At 65.7% G+C, this 23,649-nt stretch carries 16 protein-coding genes; 12 read left to right on the forward strand and 4 right to left on the reverse strand.

Annotated features, from left to right (window positions below; all coding sequences use genetic code 11):
- The 12 genes from ACCC94_RS14565 to ACCC94_RS14620 form a co-directional block, all read left to right on the forward strand.
- On the forward strand, positions 1–971 hold a 971-nt coding region (locus tag ACCC94_RS14565), incomplete at its 5' end, for an EAL domain-containing protein (RefSeq protein WP_413350212.1).
- 75 nt (positions 972–1,046) lie between these two features.
- Positions 1,047–1,673, forward strand: a complete 627-nt coding sequence (locus ACCC94_RS14570; RefSeq protein WP_413350213.1) for a response regulator — start codon at positions 1,047–1,049, stop codon at positions 1,671–1,673.
- Between the two features lie 6 nt (positions 1,674–1,679).
- On the forward strand, positions 1,680–5,282 hold the full coding sequence (locus tag ACCC94_RS14575; RefSeq protein WP_413350214.1) for a transporter substrate-binding domain-containing protein: 3,603 nt from the start codon (positions 1,680–1,682) through the stop codon (positions 5,280–5,282).
- Between the two features lie 323 nt (positions 5,283–5,605).
- Entirely contained in the window at positions 5,606–6,154 is a 549-nt protein-coding gene (locus tag ACCC94_RS14580; protein WP_413350215.1) for a fimbrial protein, read from the forward strand.
- 75 nt (positions 6,155–6,229) lie between these two features.
- Positions 6,230–6,976 carry a molecular chaperone gene (locus ACCC94_RS14585; RefSeq protein WP_413350216.1) on the forward strand — a complete coding sequence of 249 codons (747 nt, stop codon included), beginning with the start codon at positions 6,230–6,232 and terminating at the stop codon, positions 6,974–6,976.
- A 35-nt stretch (positions 6,977–7,011) separates the two neighbouring features.
- The gene (locus ACCC94_RS14590; RefSeq protein ID WP_413350217.1) at positions 7,012–9,516 is read left to right on the forward strand and encodes a fimbria/pilus outer membrane usher protein; all 2,505 of its coding nucleotides are present in this window, start codon (positions 7,012–7,014) and stop codon (positions 9,514–9,516) included.
- A 249-nt stretch (positions 9,517–9,765) separates the two neighbouring features.
- Positions 9,766–10,875 carry a fimbrial protein gene (locus ACCC94_RS14595; RefSeq protein WP_413350218.1) on the forward strand — a complete coding sequence of 370 codons (1,110 nt, stop codon included), beginning with the start codon at positions 9,766–9,768 and terminating at the stop codon, positions 10,873–10,875.
- A gap of 104 nt (positions 10,876–10,979) precedes the next feature.
- Complete coding sequence (locus ACCC94_RS14600; protein ID WP_413350219.1) at positions 10,980–12,167, forward strand: EAL domain-containing protein; 1,188 nt, start codon at positions 10,980–10,982, stop codon at positions 12,165–12,167.
- A 105-nt stretch (positions 12,168–12,272) separates the two neighbouring features.
- Positions 12,273–12,683 (forward strand): chemotaxis protein CheY, encoded by a 411-nt coding sequence (locus tag ACCC94_RS14605; protein ID WP_413350220.1) that lies wholly within the window; start codon positions 12,273–12,275, stop codon positions 12,681–12,683.
- Positions 12,684–12,816: 133 nt separating this feature from the next.
- Positions 12,817–13,326 (forward strand): sigma-70 family RNA polymerase sigma factor, encoded by a 510-nt coding sequence (locus ACCC94_RS14610; RefSeq protein ID WP_413350221.1) that lies wholly within the window; start codon positions 12,817–12,819, stop codon positions 13,324–13,326.
- Complete coding sequence (locus tag ACCC94_RS14615; RefSeq protein ID WP_413350222.1) at positions 13,323–14,279, forward strand: FecR domain-containing protein; 957 nt, start codon at positions 13,323–13,325, stop codon at positions 14,277–14,279. The genes ACCC94_RS14610 and ACCC94_RS14615 overlap by 4 nt, the downstream gene beginning before the upstream one ends.
- Before the next feature lie 111 nt (positions 14,280–14,390).
- Positions 14,391–16,862, forward strand: coding sequence for a TonB-dependent siderophore receptor (locus tag ACCC94_RS14620; protein ID WP_413350223.1), 2,472 nt, complete (start codon positions 14,391–14,393; stop codon positions 16,860–16,862).
- A gap of 220 nt (positions 16,863–17,082) precedes the next feature.
- On the opposite strand, the gene ACCC94_RS14625 is transcribed toward ACCC94_RS14620, so the two are convergent.
- From ACCC94_RS14625 to ACCC94_RS14640, 4 genes are all read right to left on the reverse strand, one after another.
- The gene (locus ACCC94_RS14625; protein WP_413350224.1) at positions 17,083–17,979 is read right to left on the reverse strand and encodes a tetratricopeptide repeat protein; all 897 of its coding nucleotides are present in this window, start codon (positions 17,977–17,979) and stop codon (positions 17,083–17,085) included.
- A 491-nt stretch (positions 17,980–18,470) separates the two neighbouring features.
- Positions 18,471–19,565, reverse strand: coding sequence for an NAD(P)-dependent alcohol dehydrogenase (locus ACCC94_RS14630; RefSeq protein WP_413350225.1), 1,095 nt, complete (start codon positions 19,563–19,565; stop codon positions 18,471–18,473).
- Between the two features lie 232 nt (positions 19,566–19,797).
- On the reverse strand, positions 19,798–22,890 hold the full coding sequence (locus ACCC94_RS14635; protein WP_413350226.1) for an efflux RND transporter permease subunit: 3,093 nt from the start codon (positions 22,888–22,890) through the stop codon (positions 19,798–19,800).
- Positions 22,887–23,649, reverse strand: a 763-nt coding sequence (locus ACCC94_RS14640) for an efflux RND transporter periplasmic adaptor subunit (RefSeq protein WP_413350227.1), incomplete at its 5' end; no start/stop codon positions are given. The genes ACCC94_RS14640 and ACCC94_RS14635, both read right to left, overlap by 4 nt.

Here is a 23,649-nt window from a genome sequence, read left to right on the forward strand (position 1 = left end):
GCCACCTGGAGGCCCTGGCCCTGGCCGGGCACGAAGGCCGCCTGGGCGCGCTGGTGCTGGTGGGCGACAGTGCCGAGTTGCACCGCCAGGCCCGGCGCCTGAGCCATATCGGCCGCCTGCCCATCCTCGGTTGCCTGGACCTGCCGGTCCGCGGACACGATCTGGCGGAAATCCTCGGCCGCTACCCACAACAGCCCCGTCGCAAGCCGCGCGTATTGCCCTCGCAGGAGGAACTGCAGGCGGCGCTGGCAGCCGGGCAGTTGCAGGCGCGCTTCCAGCCGATTCTGCAACTTCCCGGTGGTCACCCCTGCGCCGTTGAGTTGGGCGCGGTGTGGTGCCATCCCCAGTACGGCGAACTTGCCAGCGGCGAATTCCTGCCGGCGATGGTCGCCTACGATCTCATCGACGCGCTTTTCGACACCCTGCTCGAACAGGGCCTGGACTGCCTGGGCACCCTCGGGGCCCGGCAGCGCGGCCTGCGTCTGGCCTGCAAGCTGCAAGCCTCGCAGCTTAACGCCGGGGACTTCGTCGAGCGCCTGCTGGCACGGCTCAATCGCCACTCGACGAGCCCCGAGCGGCTGATCTTCGAGCTGGGCGAAAACGGCCTGCTGGATCTTCCCAGCACTGCCCTGGAACAACTCAACCGCCTGCGCGCCCTGGGCTGCGGGCTGAGCGTCGACCAGTTCGGCTCCGGTTTCTCCTCGCTGCAGCTGCTCTGCCGACGCCCCTTCCAGCAGCTCAGGCTGGCCCCCGAACTGCTCTGCGAGCTCGACACCCCCGCTGGCTGCGCACTGATCACCGGCACCCTGGCACTGGCCCGTTCGCTGAACATGCAAGTCGTGGTCAGCGGGGTGAGCCGGCCGGCGCAACACGACGCGCTGGTGAAAATCGGTTGCTCGCGCGCGCAGGGTCCGTACTATGCGACGGCCATGGATGCAGCAGCGTTCCGCGACTGGCTGGGGGCTTATTGAGGAAAGGCCGATAACGCCTAACCTGATCATGAGCGCCAGCCGGCGCTACCTGGCGAGCTGATGCAAGAGGTGAAAATGTTCAGAGTTCTGGTCGTGGATGACCATCCCTTCATTCGCGCCGGCGTGAAGCTGGTGCTGAACCAGGAAGGCTTCGAGGTAGTCGGCGAGGCGGACAATGGAATTGACGCGGTGCAAATGGCCCGCGATCTGTTACCGGACCTGATCGTCCTGGACATCGCCATCCCCCGCCTGGATGGCCTGGAGGTCATCGGCAGGCTCAACGGCGCGGCCAGCGCGATCAAGGTGCTGATACTGACCTCGCAGTCCGCCGAGTACTTCTCCCATCGCTGCATGAAGGCCGGCGCCACCGGGTTCGTCTCCAAGGCCGGTGACCTGGGCGAGCTGGCCAAGGCGGCCCGCGCGGTGATGGAGGGGTACAGCTATTTCCCGAGCATTTCCGTCAGCTCGGTGCGCCGCACCGACATGGATGCCAGCGAAAGCGAACGCATCGCCCTGCTCTCCGATCGCGAATTGCTGATCCTCCAGCAGCTGGCGCGCGGCTTCACCAACAAGGAGATCGGCGACGCCATGCTGCTGAGCAACAAGACCATCAGCACCTACAAGGCGCGCATGATCGAAAAGCTCAACGTCAAGACGCTGGTCGACCTGGCCGACCTGGCGCGACGCCACGGGCTGGTCTGATCGCCCATGACTTCACTGCTGAAACCGCTGCGGGTCCTCGCTGGATGCCTGCTGATACTGGCCTGCATGCAGGCCAACGGCGAGGAGGAACTGCGCCTGTTCGGTCGCTCCGTGGTGGATGGCTACCAGGTCGAGCTGAAGGAGGAGGACTGGCGCTGGCTGCGCCACAAGCGCGTGCTGAAGCTGGGCATCTCGGTGCCCGACTATCCGCCCTTCGATGTGTTGAACAACGGCCGTGACTACGAAGGCATCAGCGCCGATTACGCCCAACTGGTCGGCGAGCTGCTCAACGTGCAGATCCAACTGCAGGCCTTCGATAACCGCGACGCCGCGCTGGCCGCGCTGAAGGAGCAGCGCATCGATCTGCTGGCCACCGCCAACGAATACGACACCGCCGCCGGGGTCCGCCTCTCCGAACCCTATGCCACCGACCAGCCGGTGCTGGCCGCGCGCCTGGGCGACGATGCCGCGCAGGACCCGCAACTGGATGGCCTGCGGCTGGCGATGGCCTATCACTACCTGTCCGAAGCGGCGGTACGCGCGCAGTACCCCAAGGCCAAACTGCAACTCTATCCCTCGACCCTGGCAGCGATGGGCGCGGTGGCCTTCGAGCAGGCTGATGTCTACCTGGGCGACGCCGTCGCCACCCACTACCTGATCAACCGCAGCTACCTGAACAACATGCAGCTGGTGAATTTCGCGCGCATCGACGCCGCGCCGTTCGCCTTTGCCCTGGCCGACGCCAACGAGCCGCTCAAGCGCGCGGTGGATGCAGCCCTGGCGGCCATCCCCGACCGGGAGAGAATGGCCATCCTGCAACGCTGGGACGCCGACGAGGTGGACCTGCCCGGCGGCCCGCTGCAACTGACACGCGCCGAACAGCGCTGGGTGGACGAACACCCGAGGGTGAAGGTAGTGATCAACGAGAACTTCCTGCCCTTCACCTTTCTCGACGAGCGCGGCCGCCTGCGCGGCGTCAGCGCCGACGTGCTGGAAAAGGTCAGCCAGCGCACCGGCCTGCGCTTCGACGTGTCTCGTGTGGGCCCGGTGAAGGAGATGATCGAGCAAGTCACCCGGGGTGACGCCGATATGCTCGCGGCCTTCACCCCCAGCGTGCACCGCGAGGGCCAGCTGAGCTTCACCCGTCCCTACTTCGTCACTTCCTTTGTATTGGTCAGCCGCGACGACGGCAGCAAGCCGCCAACCCTCGACGACTTCGCCGGCAAGACAATCGCCCTGGTGAGCGGCAACTACCTGCGCGAACACCTCGGTCAACACTATCCGGGTATCCGCCTGCTCGATGCCAACAGCGCTTCCGAGGCCATGGACATGGTCGCCCGTGGCCGCGCAGACGGCGCCATCAACTCGCTGATCAGTGCCCGCTATCTGATCACCCGGCAGTACGCCGGCAAACTGCGCATCACCTCCACCGCAGGCCCCGCGCCGGCCCAGGTTGCCTTCGCCACAGCACGCGGCTCACTGGAGCTGCAATCCATCCTGGACAAGGCGCTGCTGAGCATCCCGCCCTCGGAAATGGCCGCCCTCACCCGCCGCTGGCGAGGCGAAGTGGTGGTCGGCGACAGCTACTGGGCGCGCTATGGCAGCCTGATCGTCCAGGCCTTCGCCATCGCTGCCTTGGCGCTGGGCCTGGCTCTTGCCTGGGTATACTGGCTGCGCCGGCAGATCCGCCGCCGCGAGGCCGCCGAGCGCGCCCTGAGCGACCAGATGGAATTCATGCGCGTGCTGATCGACGGTACCCCGCATCCAATCTACGTACGCGACCGCCAGGGCCGGCTGATGACCTGCAACGCCAGCTACCTGGACCTGCTCGGCCTGCGCCGCGAAGACGTGCTCGGCAAGCGGGTCACCGAAGGCGCGCTGGTCTCCGCCGAGGAGGCCCGGGACTACGCCGCCAACTACCAGCGGGTGATGGCCAGCGGCGAGCCGGAAATCGGCGACCACCGCCTGACCCTGCCCGGCGGCGAAGTGCTGACCATCTATCACTGGGTGCTGCCCTACCGGGGCAGCGACGGCACCGTGGAGGGCATGATCGGCGGCTGGCTGGACATCAGCGAGCGCCAGCGCCTGCTCGACGCCCAGCAGGACGCCCGCGATGCGGCGGAGAGCGCCAACCGCGCGAAGACCACCTTCCTCGCCACCATGAGCCATGAAATCCGCACCCCGATGAACGCCATCATCGGCATGCTGGAACTGGCGCAGAAGAAGTCCGAACAGGGCATCATCGACCGCTTCGCCCTTGAGGTGGCCTCCAACTCCGCGCGCGGCCTGCTTGACCTGATCGGCGACATCCTCGACATCGCCCGCATCGAGTCGGGCAAGCTCAGCCTCAACCCCGAGCGCGCCAACCTGCGCAGCCTCACTGAATCCACCCTGCGGGTCTTCGAAGGGCTGGCGCGGCAGAAGCGCATCGGCCTGCACCTCGACTGCACTGGCGACACCGCCAGCGACGTCCAGGTCGACCCGCTGCGCTTCCGCCAGGTGCTCTCCAACCTGATCGGCAATGCCATCAAGTTCACCGACCAGGGCGAAGTTCGGGTGATCTACCGCGCCCACGCCCAAGGCGACACGCTGGTCGCCCACGTGGAGATCATCGACAGTGGCCAGGGCATCGCCGCCGAGGACCTGCCGCGCCTGTTCGCGCCCTTCTCCCAGGCGCGCAATTCGCAGTCGAGGCAGGGCGGAACCGGCCTGGGGCTGGCAATAAGCCGCACCCTGTGCGAGATGATGGGCGGCAACCTGGAGCTCGCCAGCGAACTGGGTGTCGGCACCCGCGTGGTGATTGACCTGCGCCTGCCCTTGCTCGATAGCTCCACTCCCAGCGCGCGTCCGGAAGAACCGCCGGCGGAGCCCGCAGGGCCATCGCTGCATGTGCTGGTGGTAGACGACTACCCGGCCAACCGCCTGCTGCTCGCCCAGCAGCTGGGCTACCTCGGCCACCAGGTCCGCGATGCCGAGGATGGCGCCCACGGCCTGCGTGCGTGGCGCCAGGGGCGCTTCGACGTGGTGATCACCGACTGCAACATGCCGATCCTCAACGGCTACGACCTCACCCGCGCGATCCGCCAGCAGGAACAGGACGAAGGCCGCGAGCGCTGCGTGGTCCTCGGCTTCACCGCCAACGCCCTGCCAGAGGAACGCCAGCGCTGCCTGGATGCCGGCATGGACGACTGCCTGTTCAAGCCCATCACCCTCGATGACGTACGCCGGCGGTTGGCCGGCATCGCCCCGCAGTCAGCCGTCAGCTCCTGCGCAGGCACTTTCGACCTGCCCTACCTGCAGCAACTGGCCCGTGGTGACGAGCAGGTGCTGCGCGGCCTGCTGGGCGACCTCGCCCGCAGCATGGCCGAGGACCGCGAGCGCCTCTCGGATCTGCCCATCGGCGGCGGCGATCGTGAACTGGCCGAACTTGCCCACCGCATCAAGGGCGGTGCCCGCCTGGCTCGAGCGGCGCAGCTGCAACGGGCGTGCGAAGCGCTCGAAGTCCTGTGCAAGGCCAACGCGCCGGCCGACGAACTCGGCGCCGCCGTCGCCGCCGTGCGCTCGGCACTGGATGAACTGACGCAAGAGTTGGACGCGCAGCTGGCTTGAGTCCCGGCATACGCCTGCCCTGACGAGACGCGCCGGGAGGGATTTCGCGGACAAGGTCCGCTCCTACCGTCGTCCCCGACGCTCGCGGAGGAGCGGACTCCATCCCCGATCCGGCCGCTAGGCCGGCGACAGGCTCAACACCGCCACCAGGCCAGACTCTTCCCGGCGCAAATGCTGGGAAATTTCCTACAAACCAGCGCTCGCCGGACTACAGGCCCGCTGTAGGACCTCCAGCGAAGATAACCCCATCACAGCGACCCGGAGCCGCATCGGCGGAAGCAGGGAAGCGTGATGGAACCTGAATCTTCGACTGGAGCCTTTCCATGAAACTCAACGCTTTCATCTGTGCAGCCGGCCTCGCTTCCGTGGGCGCCGCGTCTTTGGCCAACGCCGCTGACGGCACCATCAACTTCAACGGCGAACTGGTCGCCCAGACCTGCACCATCGCGGTCAACGGCGTCGCCACCCCGGCCGTCGCCACTGTCACCCTGCCGACCGTATCCACCGGCCTGCTGGACGCCGCCGCCAAGTCCACCGGCCGCACCGGCTTCAATATCCAGCTCAGCGCCTGCTCGGGTACCGCCACCACCGCGGCGGCCTTCTTCGAAGCCGGCGCCAGCGTCGATCCGGTCAGCGGCTACCTGCGCAACACCGGCGGCACCGCCACCCTGGTCAACCTGCGTCTGATCGACCAGGCCAACGGCAACGTGATCCAGGCCGGCAACACCAACCAGCTGACCGCCAATACCCGCAACACCATCGACGCCAGCGGCAACGCCAACCTGCCGTATGCCGTCGAGTACGTGGCGATGGGCACCGCCACCGCCGGCACCGTGACCAGCTCGGTGACCTACTCGATCGATTACGAGTAAGGGCCGCTGCCGACACGCTCCTTGTTCCGGGTGTCGCGGCCAAGGCGACACCCCTTTTCAAAAGAGGTACTCAGTATGTTCCGACGCACTCCCCTGCGCCGCCTGGTCTGGGCGGGCGCCATGCTCCTGGCCTGCCAGCAAGCCATGGCCGGCATCGTCATCACTGGGACCCGGGTCATCTACCCGGAGGGCCAAAAGGAAGTCAGCGTAAAGCTCAACAACAACGGCAACCTGCCGGCCCTGGTACAGGCCTGGACCGACGCGGGTGACGCCAAGGCCAGCCCCACCGATGCGAAGACGCCCTTCGTGCTTTCGCCGCCGGTGTTCCGTGTCGATCCGTCCAAGGGCCAGACCCTGCGCCTGATGCGCAAGGGTGGTGACATGCCCGCCGGCCGTGAGTCGGTGTACTACCTCAACGTGCTGGAAATCCCGCCGAAGGCGCAGCAGCAAAGTGACGCGAACACCCTGCAGATGGCCTTCCGCTCGCGGATCAAGATCTTCTATCGCCCGGCCGGCCTCGCCGGCAAGCCGGACGAAGCCCCTGCGCAACTGCGCTGGACCCTCGTGCCCGGCAAGGACGGCAAGGGCTACGCGCTGCTGGCCAGCAACCCCAGCCGTTACCACGTTTCCCAGGTCGGCCTGAGCCTGGTCGCAGGCGGCAAGCGCTACGCCGCCGAAGACGGCATGATCGGCCCCGACGACACCCGCCAGTTCGCCCTCCACGGCCTGAGCGGCAAGCCCGGCGCCGGCGCCAAGGTCGAGTTCGAGGCGATCAACGACTACGGCGCCCTGAATCCGGTCAGCTCGCCCCTCGCCTTCTGAGTCAACCACCCTTCTCCAGCCCTTCAGAGGTCAGCATGAAGCGCATCGTCCGCCCCGGCCACGGCCAGGGGGCTCACCCTCGCTTTGCCTTGAATCCGCTCGCCGCCCTGGTCATGGGGTTCGCCCTGGCGACCTCCGCCGGCGCCGAAGAAGGCAGCGAAGTGATGTTCAACGATGCCTTCCTGCCGGCTGGCTCGCAGTCCCTGGACCTCACCCGCTACGAGAAGGGCAACCCGGTCGAGGCCGGCGTATACCGGGCAGACGTGGCGCTCAACGGCAACCTGGTCAGCCGCCAGGACATCCGCATCCAGGCCGGCAAGGGCGGCAGCAATCCCTACGTCTGCGTCGACCGCAAGCTGCTGGACCTGATGGGCGTGGATCAGGGCAGGCTCGACCCGGTCCAGGGCAAGCGCCTGGCCGCCGGTGGCGACTGCCTGCGCATCGAGCAGTTGATCGAAGGCGCCAGCGCCACCTTCAATCCCAACGACCAGCGCCTGGACCTGAGCATTCCCCAGGCGGCGCTCAAGCGTACCGCGCGTGGTCACGTAAGCCCTGAGCTATGGGACCGTGGCGTCACCGCCGGGATGCTCGGCTACAACCTCAACGCCAACCGCAACAAGACCGATGCCGGCAACTTCGACTCCGCCTACCTGGGCCTGAACGCCGGGCTCAACCTGGGAGACTGGCGCCTGCGCCACGACGCTTCGGCCACCTGGCAATCCATGGGCGGCCAGGACTACCAGAGCATCAATACCTACGCCCAGCGCGACGTCACCGCGCTGCGCAGCCAGTTGACCCTGGGCGATGCCAACACCAACGGCGAGCTGTTCGACAGCCTCGCCTACCGTGGCGCGCAGCTGGCCAGCGACGACCGCATGCTGCCCGAGTCGCAGCGCGGCTACGCACCGGTGATCCGTGGCATCGCCCGCACCAGCGCGCGGGTGGACGTACGCCAGAACGGCAACCTGCTCTACGAAACCACCGTGGCGCCGGGCGAGTTCGTCATCGACGACCTCTACCCCACCGGCTACGGCGGCGACCTGCAGGTGACGGTGCACGAAGCCGACGGCAGCACCCAGAGCTTCCTCGTGCCCTACGCCTCGGTCAGCCAGCTGCTGCGCCCCGGCACCACGCGCTACAGCGTCACCGCCGGGGAAACCCGCAACGACTTCGTGAACAAGCAGGCCACGTTGCTGCAAGGCACCGTGCAACGCGGCCTCAGCAACAACCTGACCGGTTACGGCGGCCTGCAGGGCAGCGACGACTACATGGCGGTGATGACCGGCGCGGCCTTCGGCACGCCCATCGGCGCCCTCGCGCTGGACCTCACCCAGGCCCGGGCCGACCTGCCCAGCGGCCAGCAGAACGGCCAGAGCCTGCGGGTGACCTACAACAAGAACATCCTCAGCACCGGCAGCAACTTCGCCCTGGCGGCGTACCGTTTCTCCACCGAGGGCTATCTGGATTTCGCCAATGCCCTGCAGATCGGCGACGCCGAGCGCGCCGGGCTGGACACCGCCAACTACGGCCGCCCGCGCAGCCGCCTGTCGCTGACCGCCAACCAGAGCCTGGGCGGCTACGGCCAGCTCTCGCTCAGCGGTTTCACCCAGAACTACTGGAACCTGCCCGGCAGCGACGTGCAGTACCAGGCCTATTACTCCAACCAGTGGCGCGACGTCACCTTCAGCCTCAGCGCCAACCGTGCCCGCGCGGGTCTGGGCGACATGCAGACCACCTACCTGCTCAGCGCCAGCATGCCGCTGGAGTTCGGCAACCGCCGCGCACAGATTTCCACCCGCGTGAGCCGTGATACCGAAGGCAAGTACAGCGAACAGGCCTCGCTCGCCGGCACCTCCGGGGCGACCAGCCAGCTCAGCTATGGCGTCACCGTGGGACACGACGGCGCCAGCGCGTCCAACAACACCTCGCTGAACGCCCAGTACATCGGTGCGAAGGCCATGGTCGGCGGCTCCGTCAGCCAGGGCGAGGGCTACCAGAGCAGCTCGCTGAACCTCTCCGGCTCGGCCATCGCCCATGCGGGAGGGGTGACCCTGACGCCCTACCAGGGCGAAACCATGGCCCTGGTCGGCGCCGAGGGCGCGGCCGGGGCCAAGGTGGTCGGCTATCCCGGCCTGGAACTGGATGGTAACGGCTACGCAGTGGTGCCTTACATGCGCCCCTACGAGCTCAACGAAGTGGCCATCGACCCCAACGGCACCTCGCTGGACCTGGAACTGCAGGAAACCAGCCAGCAGACCGCCCCGCGCGCCGGCGCCGTGGTGCTGCTCAAGTACGCCGCCACCAGCGGCCAGGCCGTGCTGCTGCGCGTGACCCAGCCCGATGGCAACCCGGTGCCCTTCGGCGCCACCGTCACCGACGCTGACGGCGCCTCGGTCGGCGTGGTCGGCCAGGACGGGCAGGTCTATGCGCGGGTCAAGGAAGGTATGCACACGCTGACGATCGGCTGGGGCGAAGAATCCGGCCAGCAGTGCAGTGTGCAGTGGAGCGAGGGGCAGGATGAGGCGGCTTGCAGGTCGTGAGATCGAGCCGAGCAGGTGGTGCCTGCCACCGCCAGTGCCGCCCCGAATCGCTGTCGATCGCTGGGAAACTTCCTACAAGCGACGAAGAAGCGCCCTTCAGGCCCTGAAAGAGCGAGTCCGCAGAATTCTTTATCAGCGGCTGAAAGAAACCGCCCAGTACAGGAGCGGCGACAGACAAAGCTGTCCTCTACCAATCCAGCAACATTTTTAACCGAGCGAACGAGAACGAATGCTCGCGGAGGTCAAAGCATGAAGATTCATCGCACCATCCAGCGCTCGCTGTTCGGCTCCGCGCTGCTGCTGGGCAGCTCGTCTGCCTGGGCTATTACCTGTGATTTCGAAAATGGAATTCCTACCCCGCTAATTCAGACCATGAATCTGCAGGGTGGAACCATTTCGGTCGGACGCGACCAGCCGATTGGAGCAATCCTCCATCGGCAGACATTCCGCGCCTCGGCGCCAATGGTGATTATCTGCACTTCGGGAGCGGTGCCCTTTCAGCGCAAGATGGACCTTTTTTCGGTACCACCGTTAGTGCCCGGAATGTCCAACTTTCAAGGAAAAGTCTACGAAACGAATGTACCGGGTATCGGAGTTGCCGTTTGGAACGCTGGGACGGGGATGCCCTTCCAAAACTCGTGGAACAATTGTGGTGGAGGTACCGCAAACTGTCGGTGGACTCTAAACGCCTCCCTGTATTTCGATGTTTCACTGATAAAAACCGGCCCCATCTCTGGCGGCCTCGTTCAAGGCAGCGCATTACCCGGAATGACGCAGTCATTCGTCAGCGAAAACACCGTGACCTTCCAGCGGATCACCTTGGCAGGCTCCATCAATGTCGTAGTCCCAACCTGCACCACACCCGACGTCAACGTGCCGCTGGGCTCGCACATGGTCCATGACCTCCAGGGCACCAATAGCGGGACAGCCTGGCGTGACTTCGACATTCGCCTGAACAACTGCCCGGCGATCAGTGGCTACTTCAACGGCAGCGACGCCACCACTCCGGTGTGGTACAGCGACGGCACACGTGAAGTGGGGACCCGCAGCAACCATGCGGTCAATTTCCAGCTCAATCCCCAGTCGGGCAGCATCGATCCAGCCAGGGGCATCGCCCGGCTCACCGCCAGCCGTCCCGGCACCGCGCCCGCGGCGACCGGTATCGGCGTACAGATCGCGAACCGTTCCAACCAGCCGACTCCCCTGGGCAGCTTCAACCCTGGGACGACGCTGCGCGCCGGCCAGGCCGGCGGGCAAAACCTCAGCATTCCCCTGCGCGCCCGCTACATCCAGGTCGCCGATAAGGTAACGCCGGGGCCGGCCAACGCCGCCGTGGAGTTCGTGCTGCAGTACCACTGACAGCAGGAAATTTCCTACAAACTCTCAGGAAATGGACTCCAAACTTCACAGAGGCCGGCCAGCAAAATCCTGTCATCACCTGCTGAAACAGGAAGGAACCGGCCATGACTCCCCGCTCCGCACTGATCCTGAAAGATCCCGGCCTGCACCGCTCGACCGCCGCTTCGGCACTGCAACGCCTGGGCTTCGCCCAGGTAATGGGGATGTCCTGCGCAACCCAGGCATTGGAGGCGCTGCGCGACATGGGCGCCGTCGACCTGCTGCTATGCGACGTGCGCGCCGCACGTCTGCAGTTGCTCCGCACGGCGGCGCGGGAGCAGTTGATCCGGGGCGTGGTGATCATCGGCGAACCCCTGCCTGAACTGTGGCCGGCGCTGTCCCGGCTGCTCACGCTGCATGGCCTGTACGTGCGGCGCCTGGTCAGCGGGCCGGCGACCCACGAACGCCTGCAGAAGCTGCTCGGTGAATTCGCCCCTTCAAGCGCCCAAGCCACGTTGCCAACGCTGTGCGAAATGCCTGCCGACCGGGAGATCGTTGCCGCTCTGGGGCACGGAGAGATACGCGCGGCGTTACAGCCGAAAATCGATGTCGGTAGCGGCGCCATTCACGGCTTCGAAGTCCTGGCGCGCTGGCAGCGCGGAAACGGCGACGAGTTGCCACCACGCCTCTTCCTGCCTGCCCTGCGCCGCCACGGGCTACTCGATGCTCTGCTGTTCGATCTGCTCGACCAGGCCGTCAGCCACTTGCAGGCCCATGCCTGCGACGAGCTGGGGTTGGCCTTCAACCTGGAGCCAGCACAGCTGGCCCAGCCGGGCTTCGCGGCGCGGATAGAGAGCCGGTTGCAGCGACTGCGCTTCGACCCGCGGCGCATCACCTTCGAGCTGACCGAGTCGGGCCGGCTCCCATCGCCGGCGATCAGCCTGGACAACCTGCTGCACCTGCGCCTGCTCGGCTGCGGCCTGGCCATGGACGACTACGGCGCCGGCCAGTCAACCCTGCAACGCCTGCTGGAACTTCCCTTCTCCGAGCTCAAGCTGGATGCCAGCTTTCTTGCGAGGCTGGACCAGGACCCGCGCCGCTACGCCGTGCTGGAGAACGCACTGGCGCTCGGCCGGGCCCTGGGTTTGCCGGTGGTGGCCGAGGGTGTCGAGACGCAAGAGCAGTTCCTGCACCTCAAGCGGCTGGGCTGCGAGCATGTGCAAGGCTTCTATTTCAGTCGGCCGCTGCTGGGCAGCCAGCTGACGCACCTGCTACGCGGGCTGGGGAAGGCTTCGATGCGGCGCTTTTGCTAGGAAACGTCCTACAACTCCACTCGAATCGACCTACAGGAAAGCCCCTGCCCGCTCCGTAGGCTTGCGCACGGGACACTACTCCGAGCCCAACGAGGACAAGCTCCGATGGCCAACAAGACCCTGCGCATCCTGATCGCCGAGAACCGTCACCCCCAGTCGCTGCTGGTGGAGCGGATGCTCAACCGGATGGGCTACTACCGTGTCGCTACCGCCGCTTCGCTTGACGAGGCGCGCTTGCTGGGACGATGCACCGGGCGCCCCTTCGACGTGCTGATCGGCAGCGCCCGGCTGCTCAACAGCGAGCGGCTTGACTGCACCTCCCTTGCGGGGGTCTACCGCAATGCACTGGTCTACCAGAGCCAGTACCTGCCCGCAGACCCCGCTCCGCTGGCCGCCGAGGGCACCGTGGCACGCCTGCCCGGGCCACTGGACGCCAGCAGCCTCGGCGCCTTCATGGCGCTGATCGATCCCCAGGCGCTGCACCGCCGCGTGCACGAGTCCGTGCTGCATTCCTGATCCGGAGCCGCCTTTCACCGACGGCAGCGATCACCCGGATGCGAGCGATCATCAGCCTGCAGTTTTCAAGCATTGCCACATCCCGTATATTTGATAACGATTGTCGTTTGCAAATTGTTCTTAGGGGATTGCAATGCAGGGCGATTCATCGCTGCAGTCGGTGGGGATGCTGTACCGCGACCATCACGGCTGGCTTCGCGGCTGGCTGCGCCAGCGTCTCAACGACTCCGCGGATGCGGCCGACCTGGCGCAGGACACCTTCGTGCGCGTGCTGATGGCCAGGAGCGCCGAGGCGATTCGCGAACCCAGGCACTACCTGCAGACCATCGCCCGGGGGCTGGTAATCGACCTTTACCGCCGTCGCTCACTGGAGCGTGCCTACCTGGACGCGCTGGCCCTGCTTCCCGCTGCGGTCCAGCCGTCCCTCGAAGAACAGGCCCTGCTCCTCGAGGCACTGACGGAAATCGACCGCATGCTTGATGGCCTGGGGCAAAAGCCCCGACAGGCCTTCCTCCTCTCCCAGCTCGAAGGACTGACCTACCGGCAGATTGCCGAGCGACTGGGCATCTCCCTCCGCACCGTCAACAAGTACATGGCCAAGGCCATGGAGCACTGCTGCCTGGCCATGGCGGGCATTTCGTGAGCGACGCCCTCAAGCCGGATGAGCGCCAAGCCATCCGCGAAGCGGCGCGGTGGTATGCGCGACTGGCCAATGACTCGCCCGCAGCCAATGACCAGCAAGCCTGGCAGTGCTGGCTGGCCGCCGCCCCCATCAATCGGCAGGCCTGGCAGCGCATCGAGTCGGTGAATCAGCAGATGGCCCGGGTACCGGGTCGCCTGGCTGCCGCAACCCTGGCCGCCGCCAGCCAGTCGAGGCGCCAGGTACTGTGCAGCGGCCTGCTGCTCGCCTCGCTGGGCGGATTGGCCGCCCTGGGTTGGCGCAGCGATGCACGCCATCGTTTCACTGCCGGCTACAGGACCGCGGTGGGTGAGCGGCGCCTGTTCACCCTGGAAGACGGCAGCCAGATGCTGCTCAACACGGACAGCGCGGTGGATGTCCACTTTGACGCGAACCAGCGCCTGATCATCCTGCGTTCCGGCGAGTTGCTGGTGAGCACCGCCGCCGATGCCTCTGGCCGGCCATTTCGCGTACAAAGCCCCGACGCCAGCGTGCTCGCGCTGGGGACTCGCTTCAGCGTGCGCAGCTGGAGCGGTGGCACCGAAGTGGCGGTGCTGGAGAAAGCCGTCGAAGTGAGCGTGCCCGGCCAGAGCACGACGCTGCGCCTGGAGGCGGGCCAGCACGCCCGCATTGCCTCTGGAGTCATCGGCCCCGCACAGGCCAACACTGCCTCGGTGGGCGCCTGGCAACAGGGCAGCCTCATCGCGATCGACCGCCCGCTCGGGGAATTGCTGGAGGAACTCGGCCGTTACCGCCACGGCTGGCTGAGGTGCGACCCGCGCATCCGTGGCCTGCGCATTTCCGGCGCCTTCCCGGTGGATGACACCGACCTCGCGCTCAGGGCCCTGGAGCGCAGCTTCCCTGTCACGGTGGTCTATCGCACGGGGTACTGGGTGACCCTGGTTCCGCGCGGCTGAGCCTGCGAGGAAACGAAAAAAGATTTTCCAGTCAGCGTGCACTTTCTTCGTCCCTGGTTCGGCTCTACCGGCATCAGTGACCCACTTGGTCACCACCACCGGGGAGAGACCATGCTGTATCCGCTCGTTCGCCTTCGGCTTGCCATCCAGATGCAGGCAGCCCTGTTCAGTTTCGCCGTCGTTGGCGTCCCCGTCGTTCAGGCCGCGGAGCCCGCCGCACCCGGCGCGGTGCAGAGCATCCGGCAGTACGACATCGCCGCCGGTTCGCTGACCGAGGTGCTCAGCCGCTTCGCCAGCGAAGCCGGGGTCGCGCTCTCGTTCGATGCCAGCAAGACCGCGCACCTCCAGTCGGCCGGCCTGCACGGCAGTTATTCGCGGGAGGCAGGGTTTAGCGCCCTCCTCTCCGGCACCGGCCTGCGCGCGATCGACCAGGGCGGCAGCTATGTGCTGGAGGAACTCCCGGATGCCCTGGAGATGAGCGACACGGTCGTCACGGGTCAGGGCCTCGGGCCGACGACGGAGGACTCCGGCTCCTACACCTCGAACCAGGCCACCATCGGCAAATCCTCCCAGCGCCTCAAGGACATCCCGCAGTCGGTCACCGTCATCACGCGCAAGGCGATGGACGACCAGCGCCTCGACACCCTGGACCAGGTGCTGGAGAAAACCACCGGCATTACCACCTACCAGAGCCCGTCCGGCGGCAAGTACATCTACTCGCGCGGCTTCGAGGTGGAGACCATCCAGTACGACGGCGTCCCCCTCGACCGCCGCTACTACGCCATCGGCAGCAGCTTCACCTCCGACACCCTGCTCTACGACCGCGTGGAGGTGCTGCGCGGGGCCAATGGGCTGTTGCAGGGCAGCGGCAACCCCGGCGCCGCCATCAACCTCGTGCGCAAACGCCCGAAGGCCGAACCCTCGCTGTCCATCACCGCCAGCGCCGGCACTTGGGACACCTACCGGCAGACCCTCGATGGCAGTGCTCCACTCACCGAAGACGGCAGACTGCGTGGTCGGGTAGTGGCCGCCCACGAGGACCGGGACTACTTCTACGACACCGCCGATAGCCGCAAGAACGTGCTCTACGGCATTCTCGAGTACGACCTGAGCGATGACACCAGAGTGGCAGCCGGCGCCAGCGTGGAGGACCTGCACTCGACTCCGTCCTTCGGCGGCCTGCCGCGCAACAAGGATGGCAGTTCGGTGCATGCCGGCCGCTCCACCTTCACCGGCGCCGACTGGAACAAGTGGAACAACAAGCAGACCACCTGGTTCGCCGACGTCACCCATGACTTCAACGATGACTGGCGCCTGAACGCCTCGGGCAGCTACATCCGCGAGACCAACGACATCCTCTACAGCTTCGGCCGGGGCGCCGTCGACCCGGCCACCGGCGACGGCATGCAGTCGCGCGCGTACCTCTACGACTTCGAGAACATCAACCAGGGCGCCGACATCAACCTCGCCGGCAAGTGGCGTGCCTTCGACCGGGAGCACCAGGTGGTGGTCGGCGCCAACGCCAGCGATCTGAAGACCGACGACCTGCAGGGAGGCTTGCTCAACCTCGGGCCGATCAACCTCTACGACCCGGTATCCCCGCGCAAGCCGACCGAGGAAGAGATGCTGAGCACCACCTATGCCGGCACCTCCAAAGGCCATATCCGCCAGAACGGGGTCTATGGCGTGGTGCGCTACAAGCTGGCCGAGCCACTCACACTGGTCCTCGGCGGGCGCACCAGCAACTACCAGTACGACTACGAACTCACCCGTTTCACCACCTCCTCCCCGGCACCGGCCCATTCGAAGGAAACCGGCGAGTTCACCCCCTACGGCGGCCTCATCTACGAACTGAACAACCAGTGGTCCGCCTATGTCAGCTACACCGACATCTTCAAGCCGCAGACCGAGCTGACCCAGGACAGCGCCCCGCTCAAACCCATCGAGGGCTCGAACTACGAGATCGGCCTGAAAGGGGAACTGATGGATGGCCGCGTCAACACCAGCTTCGCGATCTTCCGCGTGGACCAGGAGAACCGTGCGCAGTACGACTACGCCTCGGAATGCGGGCAGAACGGCGAAGACAATTGCTACGTGGCTGGCGGCAAGGTTCGCGCCGAGGGCTTCGATGCGGAGATCAGCGGCGAAGTGCTCAGGGGGCTGCAGCTGTTCGCCGGTTACACCTACACCTCGGCCCGATTCCTCAACGATCCGGGCGACGGCACCTCGTCTTCGGGATCCACCTTCAACAGCTACACGCCGCGCCACCTGCTGCGCTTCTGGGGTGACTACAACCTGCCGGGCGAACTGAGCCAGTGGACTGCCGGCGCGGGCGCCAGCATCCAGAGCGAGAACTACAACACCAACTTCGGTGGCACCGGTGGCGTCGGCGATATCAAGCAGTCCGGCTACGCCATCTGGAACGCCCGCCTGGGCTACCAGATCAACAGGAACTTCAGCGTCGCCCTCAATGGCAACAACCTGTTCGACAAGAAGTATTACTCCTCCATCGGCTGGCTGAACGCGAGTAACCAGTACGGCGACCCACGCAACTACACCATCACCCTGAAAGCCGACTTCTGAAATGGGTTGGTGGCGGCAGTCTCCCCGACGACTCCGGCGAGATTGCCGCTCGCATCACCGAATCGACACTCTGCGTCATCCACCGCGAATAGCTGCCTCCTGTCAGCGCAGCATTCGGCCGGAAGCGGACGGCAGCAACTGACCACCTAAAAGCTTAGCCTTACTCCATTCGCACATTACGGATCACCGGCGGGCGGGTACCAATCTCCGCGGAGCTCCGTCATTGCGCTTTCAACCGGATGACGGACTGGACTCTCCAGCGCTTCTGCTGGGCAGAAAGAATGGGCTCCCCAGGGGAGCGGAGCGACCCTATGATCTTCAGTACCGCAGCGTCGGCGGCGGTGTCTCCCGAGCTTTCGAGCAAGGTTAGCTCCGGCGCTGAAGCTTCGTTCAAAAAGTCGATCTGGACCCGGATTGGCTTGCTCGCCTGAGTGGATCTGACATCCTTCTCGGCTTTCGAGATCACGCGGTTGAGTGCGCCTCTCATGCCGTATAACCAAGCCTGATTATAGAGCAGGGCCTGTTGTGAGTCGAACCTGACACCCAGGGAGCGCAGGCGCTCTGCCCCCTCCCAGGCTTCGCCCTGTGAGTTCTTGAGATTCCCAGTGTACAAGCCCAAGGCTGTGTCGAGGTCCTGGGGGCCACCTTTGCCTTTCTCCAGAAGCCTAGCCAGTCGCAGAGCCGCTATCTGGTTTCCATCCTGTGCCCCGGCGCGTAAATACAACTGCCTGGCTTTCGCGTAGTCGACGGGTTCGCCAATGCCTTCCTCGGCCAGCCTGCCAAGTTCGATATAGGCTGTGCTATCGGCGCGCGCCGCCGACTGGTAAATGTCCCGAGCCTTGGCGAGGTCCTGCGGCACACCGATGCCGTCTTCATACAGGCGGCCCAGTGCAATCTGGCAATCGAGGCTGCCGTTCTCGCTCTCGGCCTGGAAGGCCCGCAGGTTCCTTGGGGCGATCGTGCCGATATGACCAGTACGGTAGGAAAAACAGAGCAATGTCACCCAGTTTTCATGTTCGTCAAGTCCGCCCTGGCTGCGAGGTCCAGTTGTAGGCGCATCGGACTGGCATCCTGCGAGAAGGCCTGCCAGTAATAGAACGGCGGAAACACTACGCATGTTTTACGTCCATGTAATTGCTCACCCTGAAGGGCAACGTGGCGGTCGATCGGAAGGCGGTACGTTGCTTGAACTCGGTGCGGCGGTAAAGCGAAAGGTGGCGGCGGCCGAGACGAGTCCTGAGTCGGCTTACCGCAGAGATAGCGGAAAGCGATGCGCTTTCGTAGCTGCATGCATAACAGAATAGGCGTCGAAGGGCCCCTCCTGGTGGTTCAGGGCTCGCCTCAGCCCCCGTTGAGCTTGTCGCGGAAGTAGAAAAAGACCTTCTCGCCGATGTTCTTCAGCGTCTCCCGAAGGGCAGATTTGGGTCGGTAGTGGCCTCTCGTCAGGGGCAGCATCGGCTAGAGGCTCGGGCGCGCCTACCGCAAAAAACTTGGTCCCGCCGCTCAACATCCCGCTCGAATACCCGCTCGCTGTCCATGTGCGCGCAATTCGACTGGCTGCAGGGAATGACCACCGCCCGAAGTCAGTAGATCATTCCCTGCCCCACCTCAGGGCTTGATGGCGATTTTCAGCACGCCGTCGCGCTGGTGCGCGAACAGGTCGTAGGCCTCGACGATGCTATCGAGGGCGTAGTGGTGCGTGACCAGCGAGCCGAAGTCGGCGCGGTTCGACTCGATGATGCTCATCAGTCGGCGCATGCGCTCCTTGCCGCCCGGGCACAGAGCAGTATTGATGCGGTGGTCGCCCAGGCCGGCGGCAAACGCTGAAAGCGGTATCTGCACATCCTTGGAGTACACGCCCAGGCTGGACAGGGTCCCACCCGGCTTGAGTACTTTCATCGCCTGTTCGAAGGTGCTCGGCAGCCCCAGGCATTCAATGGACGAATCGGCGCCGCGCCCCCCGGTAAGCTTCATCACCTCCTCCACCACGTCGCACTTCGTGAAGTCCAGCGTAATGTCGGCGCCCATGTTGCGGGAGATATCCAGCCGGTGCGCATTGCCATCCACCGCGATGATGGTCGAGGCCCCCAGCAGGCGGGCCCCGGCCGTCGCGCATAGGCCAATCGGCCCCTGAGCGAAGATGACCACGGTGTCACCGATGCGGATGTTGGCGTTCTCGGCGCCCTTGAAGCCGGTCGACATGATGTCGGGGCACATCAGCACCTGTTCGTCTGTGAGGCTGTCGGGAATCGGCGCGAGGTTACCTTCTGCATCCGGCACGAGGACATATTCGGCCTGGGTGCCATCGATCAGATTGCCGAAGCGCCAGCCGGCGGTGGCCTTGTAACCATGGCAGGCACAACGGCCACTCTCCACCAGGTAGCTGCCGTCCTGGGAGGGCACTCCGTCCTGCGCGGCATAGGAATTGAAGTTGGGGCAGATCGCACCGGCGATGACCCGTTGGCCTTCGCGGTAACCTTTGACGGCACTGCCGAGCTTCTCAATGATCCCCACCGGTTCGTGGCCGACGGTCAGTCCCCTGGCCACCGGGTATTCGCCCTTGAGGATATGCACGTCGGTGCCGCAGATGGTGGTCGTGGTGATACGGATCAGTGCGTCGTTGGGGCCGATCTCCGGGATGGGCTTGTCCGCCAGTTCGATGCGACCCGGCTCCACGAAGATCGCCGCTTTCATCATTGCCATCGTCTTTCTCCTTGCTTGGAAGAACCAGTGTGCTTGGCAAACGCGAAATGCCGTTGATGCATATCAAACCGGAGGCATCGACCAACTCACCGATGAGCAACCGAAAGCGGCGTGCCCATGCCGAATTGGCCTGCGCCGCGGGCAAGGTTCCCATCCTCGAAGCGCGGGGAGACCTCCTCGGTAGATAGCCTTCGCGTACAACCCCTGGACGGACCGATCCCATACCGCGGCTTCAGGTCACAGCGCCGGCGCTGCCAACCTCCTCCCGGATATCCGCCACCGGCTGGCGGCGGACCCTGTACCAGGCGGCATACAGCGCCGGTACGAAGAAGATGGTCAGCAGTGTAGCCACGGTGAGACCACCCATGATCGCGATTGCCATCGGCCCCCAGAACACGCTGCGTGTCAGCGGAATCATCGCGAGGACTGTCGCCAGGGCGGTCAGCATCACCGGGCGGGTCCGGTGGATGGCGGCATCGAGCACTGCGTTCCACGGGTCGCGGCCTTCGGCGATCTCGATCTGCACCTGGTCGATCAGGATCACCGAGTTGCGCATGATCATGCCGCCCAGGGCGATGATGCCCAGGATCGCGACGAAGCCCAGCGGCGCCTGGAACGCCAGCAGGGCCGGGACCACGCCGATCAGTCCCAGCGGGGCGGTGAGCACCACCATCGCCATGCGCGAGAAGCTTTTCAACTGCAACATCAGCAGCATCAGGATGGTGAGCAGCATCAGCGGCGCCACGGCGAGCAGCGCGTGGTTGGCCTTGTCGCTCTCTTCCACGGCGCCGCCCACGTCGATGCGATAACCCGAGGGCAGCTTCGCCTCGATGTCCTTGAGCAGCGGGCGGATTTCCTGGGTCACCGACACGCCCTGCTCGCCATCCTGCACATCGGCGCGCACGGTGATCGCCATGTCGCGGTTGCGCCGCCACAGGACCGGCTCCTCCAGCTCGTAGCGAACCTGCGCCACCTCCGACAGGGGGACGACTGTCCCATTCCTCGTGTGCAGATTGATGTCCTTGAGCGTCTCCAGGTCGAGGCGTTCCGCGGGCACCGCGCGGGCGACTATGTCAGTGAGGTCCTCGTGCTCACGCAGATGCGACAGGGTGGCACCATTCATCAGCGTCTGGGTCGCCAGCGCCACATCCGCGGGGGTGAGCCCCAGCGCGCGGGCCTTGTCCTGGTCCAGCAGCACTTTCAGGGCACGCACCGGGTCGTTCCAGTCGAGCTGGACATCACGCACCTTCGGACTCGATGCCACTACCTTCTCCACCTCGCCGGCGATGCGGCGCACAACCTGGGTGTCGGCTCCGACGATACGGAACTGCAGCGGGAAGCCCACCGGCGGGCCCAGCTCAAGGCGGGTGACGCGCACCCAGGCCTGCGGGAACTGCTGGTCGGCCAGGGCCAACAGACGCGCGCGTACCCGCTCCCGGGCCTCCAGGTCCCTGGTCATGACGACGAACTGGGCGAACGCCGGGTTGGGCAGCTCGGGATTGAGCGCCAGGTAGAAGCGCGGTGCGCCGGCGCCGGTATAGGCCGTGTAGAAACTGACGTCCGCGTCCTTCGCCAGCACGCCTTCGAGGCGCTGCACCTGCTCGGCCGTGGCTGCGAAGGAGGCGCCCTCCTTCATTCGCAGGTCGATGACCAGTTCAGGTCGCGAACTGCTGGGGAAGAACTGCTGGGGGACGAATTTCATCCCCGCCAGGGCGAGCGCAAGAGCACCGAAAGTCACTCCGACGACCAGCCAGCGACGGGCAATGGCCAGATCGATCAAGCGCCGCAGCGTACGGAAGAAACGGCTGTCGTAGGGATCACCGGTGTGCTGGTGAGCGAGGTTCTGCGGCAGCATCTTCACCGCGAGGTAGGGCGTGAAGATACCCGAGCAGATCCACGACAACAGCACGGCGGCGCCGACGATCCAGAAGATGCCGCCGGCGTATTCGCCGGTGGTCGACTTCGACAGGCCGATGGGCATGAAGCCCGCCGCGGTGATCAGCGCGCCGGTCAGGCGTGGCATGGCAGTGGACTGGTAGGAGAAGCCCGCGGCCTTGACCCGGTCCCAGCCGGCTTCCATCTTCACCACCATCATCTCGATGGCGATGATCGAGTCATCCACCAGCAACCCCAGCGCGATGATCAGCGAGCCGAGGGAGATGCGCTCCAGGTTCCAGCCCATCGCCAGCATCAGCAGCGCGACACCGCCCAGCACCAGGGGTACGGATGTGGCGACCACGACGCCGGTGCGCCAGCCCAGGCTGGCGAAGCTGACGGCGATCACGATGATCAGGGCCTCCATCAGCGAGCGTTCGAAGTCCCAGATGGCATCCTTGACCGTGGTCGGCTGGTCGGCCACCCGCTCGAGCTCGATACCATGGGGCAGCTCGGACTGGATCCTGGCGACGGCGACGTCCATCGCCTTGCCCAGCTCGACGATGTTGCCGTCGTCGCTCATCGAGACGCCCAGCATCAGCACCGGCTGGCCGTTGTGGCGCACGGTGTAGCTCTGCGGGTCCTCGTAGCCGCGCCGGATGGTCGTGAAATCGCCCAGCTTGATGGTCCGGCCGCCCGCGACGATCGGCACGTTGCGGATATCCTCGAGGCTGGAGAACTGGCCGCTGACGCGCACGACGACGCGGTCCCCGCCGGTATCGATCTGCCCCGCCGGGAGCACGGCGTTCTGGTTCCTGAGGCTGTCGGCGATGGCCTGCGGGGTAACGCCCAGCGCCGCGAGGCGCGCATGGGAGAACTCCACATAGATGCGCTTGGCCTGTTTGCCGATCAGATCGACCTTCTTCACCATCGGCACCTTCAGCAGCCCGCGCTTGATGTCCTCGGCTGCGTCGGCCAGAGCGCCCTGGTCGAATCCATCGCCCTTGACCGCATACATCAGCCCGTATACATCGCCGTACTCGTCGTTGACCACCGGGCCGACGACGCCTTCGGGCAACTCCAGGCGCAGGTCATTGAGCTTCTTGCGCGCCTGGTACCAGGCCTCGCGCTGGTCCGCCTTCGAGGTGCCGCCGCGCACGGTGAGCGTCATGCCGCCATAGCCCTGGCGGGCGAAGGTGACCACCTTCTCGAAATGATCGATCTGCTCGAACTTCTTCTCCATGCGGTTCAGGACTTCGTCCTGGATCTGCTGGGCAGTGGCGCCGGGCCAGGCGACGCCGGCGGTCATGGACGGCACCGAGAAGCTGGGGTCCTCCAGCTGGCCCAGCCGCGTGAAGCTGAACAGGCCGGCAATGGCCACGACGAGGAGCAGGAAGAGAACGATGGGGCGATTGTTCAGCGCCCATTCGGTGAGATTGAGTCTGCTCATCGCGCAACCACTGCCTTTTCTTCAGCGGCGTCGTTCTGCAGTGCCACCTTGAGTCCGGGCGACATCTTCTGCACACCGGCTGTCACCACCCGCTGCCCTGCCGGCACGCCGGAGAGAAGCACCTCTTCATTGCGATAGCCCCAGACCGCGACGGGCACTCTTTCGACCGTTCCCACTGCTTGCGCGTCGGTTGGCTTGACCACCCATACCGCCGGCTGCCCGATGCTCTGCGTGAGCGCCGTTGCCGGCACCGCCGCCACCAGGGTGCCCGCCAGGACACGCTGCGCTTCCAGGGTAGCGGTGGCGCCGAGCGGCAATGGCTGTCCATCCACCGGCTTGAGCCGCGCGCGATAGGTACGCGTCTGCGCCGAAGCCTGCGGCGACAACTCACGCAGGGCGACGATGAAGGTCCTGTCCGGCATGCCGGCCAGCGCCGCCTGGAAGCTCGACTGCTGGAAGGTGCCCAGACGATCCTCGGGCACGTCGACCACGATTTCGGGAAGGCTCGGGTCGGCGATGGAGATCACCGGCGCGCCTTCAGCCACGACCTGCCCAACCTCGAAACGGACCGCGGTGACCACGCCGCTGCGCGAGGCGCGCAGGACCGTGTAGTTGAGCCGATTGCGCGCCAGCTCCAGCTTGCGGGCCTCGGCCTCGGCGTTCGACAGTGCTGTCTGGGCACTGGTGCGGGCGCGCTCGTCGTCGGCCGCGCTGACCGAGCCATCGGCCTTGAGCGCGGCCAACCGCTGACGGTCCGAG

The organism is Pseudomonas sp. Pseusp97, from assembly GCF_047304025.1.
GTDB lineage: Bacteria > Pseudomonadota > Gammaproteobacteria > Pseudomonadales > Pseudomonadaceae > Pseudomonas.

Excerpts from the sequence above, each read along its gene's own strand:
- ACCC94_RS14605 (WP_413350220.1), top strand. The coding sequence starts at position 12,273 with ATGGCCAACAAGACCCTGCGCATCCTGATCGCCGAGAACCGTCACCCC.
- ACCC94_RS14585 (WP_413350216.1), top strand. The coding sequence starts at position 6,230 with ATGTTCCGACGCACTCCCCTGCGCCGCCTGGTCTGGGCGGGCGCCATG.
- ACCC94_RS14595 (WP_413350218.1), top strand. The coding sequence starts at position 9,766 with ATGAAGATTCATCGCACCATCCAGCGCTCGCTGTTCGGCTCCGCGCTG.
- ACCC94_RS14635 (WP_413350226.1), bottom strand. The coding sequence starts at position 22,890 with ATGAGCAGACTCAATCTCACCGAATGGGCGCTGAACAATCGCCCCATC.
- ACCC94_RS14625 (WP_413350224.1), bottom strand. The coding sequence starts at position 17,979 with ATGCGTAGTGTTTCCGCCGTTCTATTACTGGCAGGCCTTCTCGCAGGA.
- ACCC94_RS14630 (WP_413350225.1), bottom strand. The coding sequence starts at position 19,565 with ATGGCAATGATGAAAGCGGCGATCTTCGTGGAGCCGGGTCGCATCGAA.
- ACCC94_RS14610 (WP_413350221.1), top strand. The coding sequence starts at position 12,817 with ATGCAGGGCGATTCATCGCTGCAGTCGGTGGGGATGCTGTACCGCGAC.
- ACCC94_RS14620 (WP_413350223.1), top strand. The coding sequence starts at position 14,391 with ATGCTGTATCCGCTCGTTCGCCTTCGGCTTGCCATCCAGATGCAGGCA.
- ACCC94_RS14570 (WP_413350213.1), top strand. The coding sequence starts at position 1,047 with ATGTTCAGAGTTCTGGTCGTGGATGACCATCCCTTCATTCGCGCCGGC.
- ACCC94_RS14590 (WP_413350217.1), top strand. The coding sequence starts at position 7,012 with ATGAAGCGCATCGTCCGCCCCGGCCACGGCCAGGGGGCTCACCCTCGC.
- ACCC94_RS14575 (WP_413350214.1), top strand. The coding sequence starts at position 1,680 with ATGACTTCACTGCTGAAACCGCTGCGGGTCCTCGCTGGATGCCTGCTG.
- ACCC94_RS14580 (WP_413350215.1), top strand. The coding sequence starts at position 5,606 with ATGAAACTCAACGCTTTCATCTGTGCAGCCGGCCTCGCTTCCGTGGGC.
- ACCC94_RS14600 (WP_413350219.1), top strand. The coding sequence starts at position 10,980 with ATGACTCCCCGCTCCGCACTGATCCTGAAAGATCCCGGCCTGCACCGC.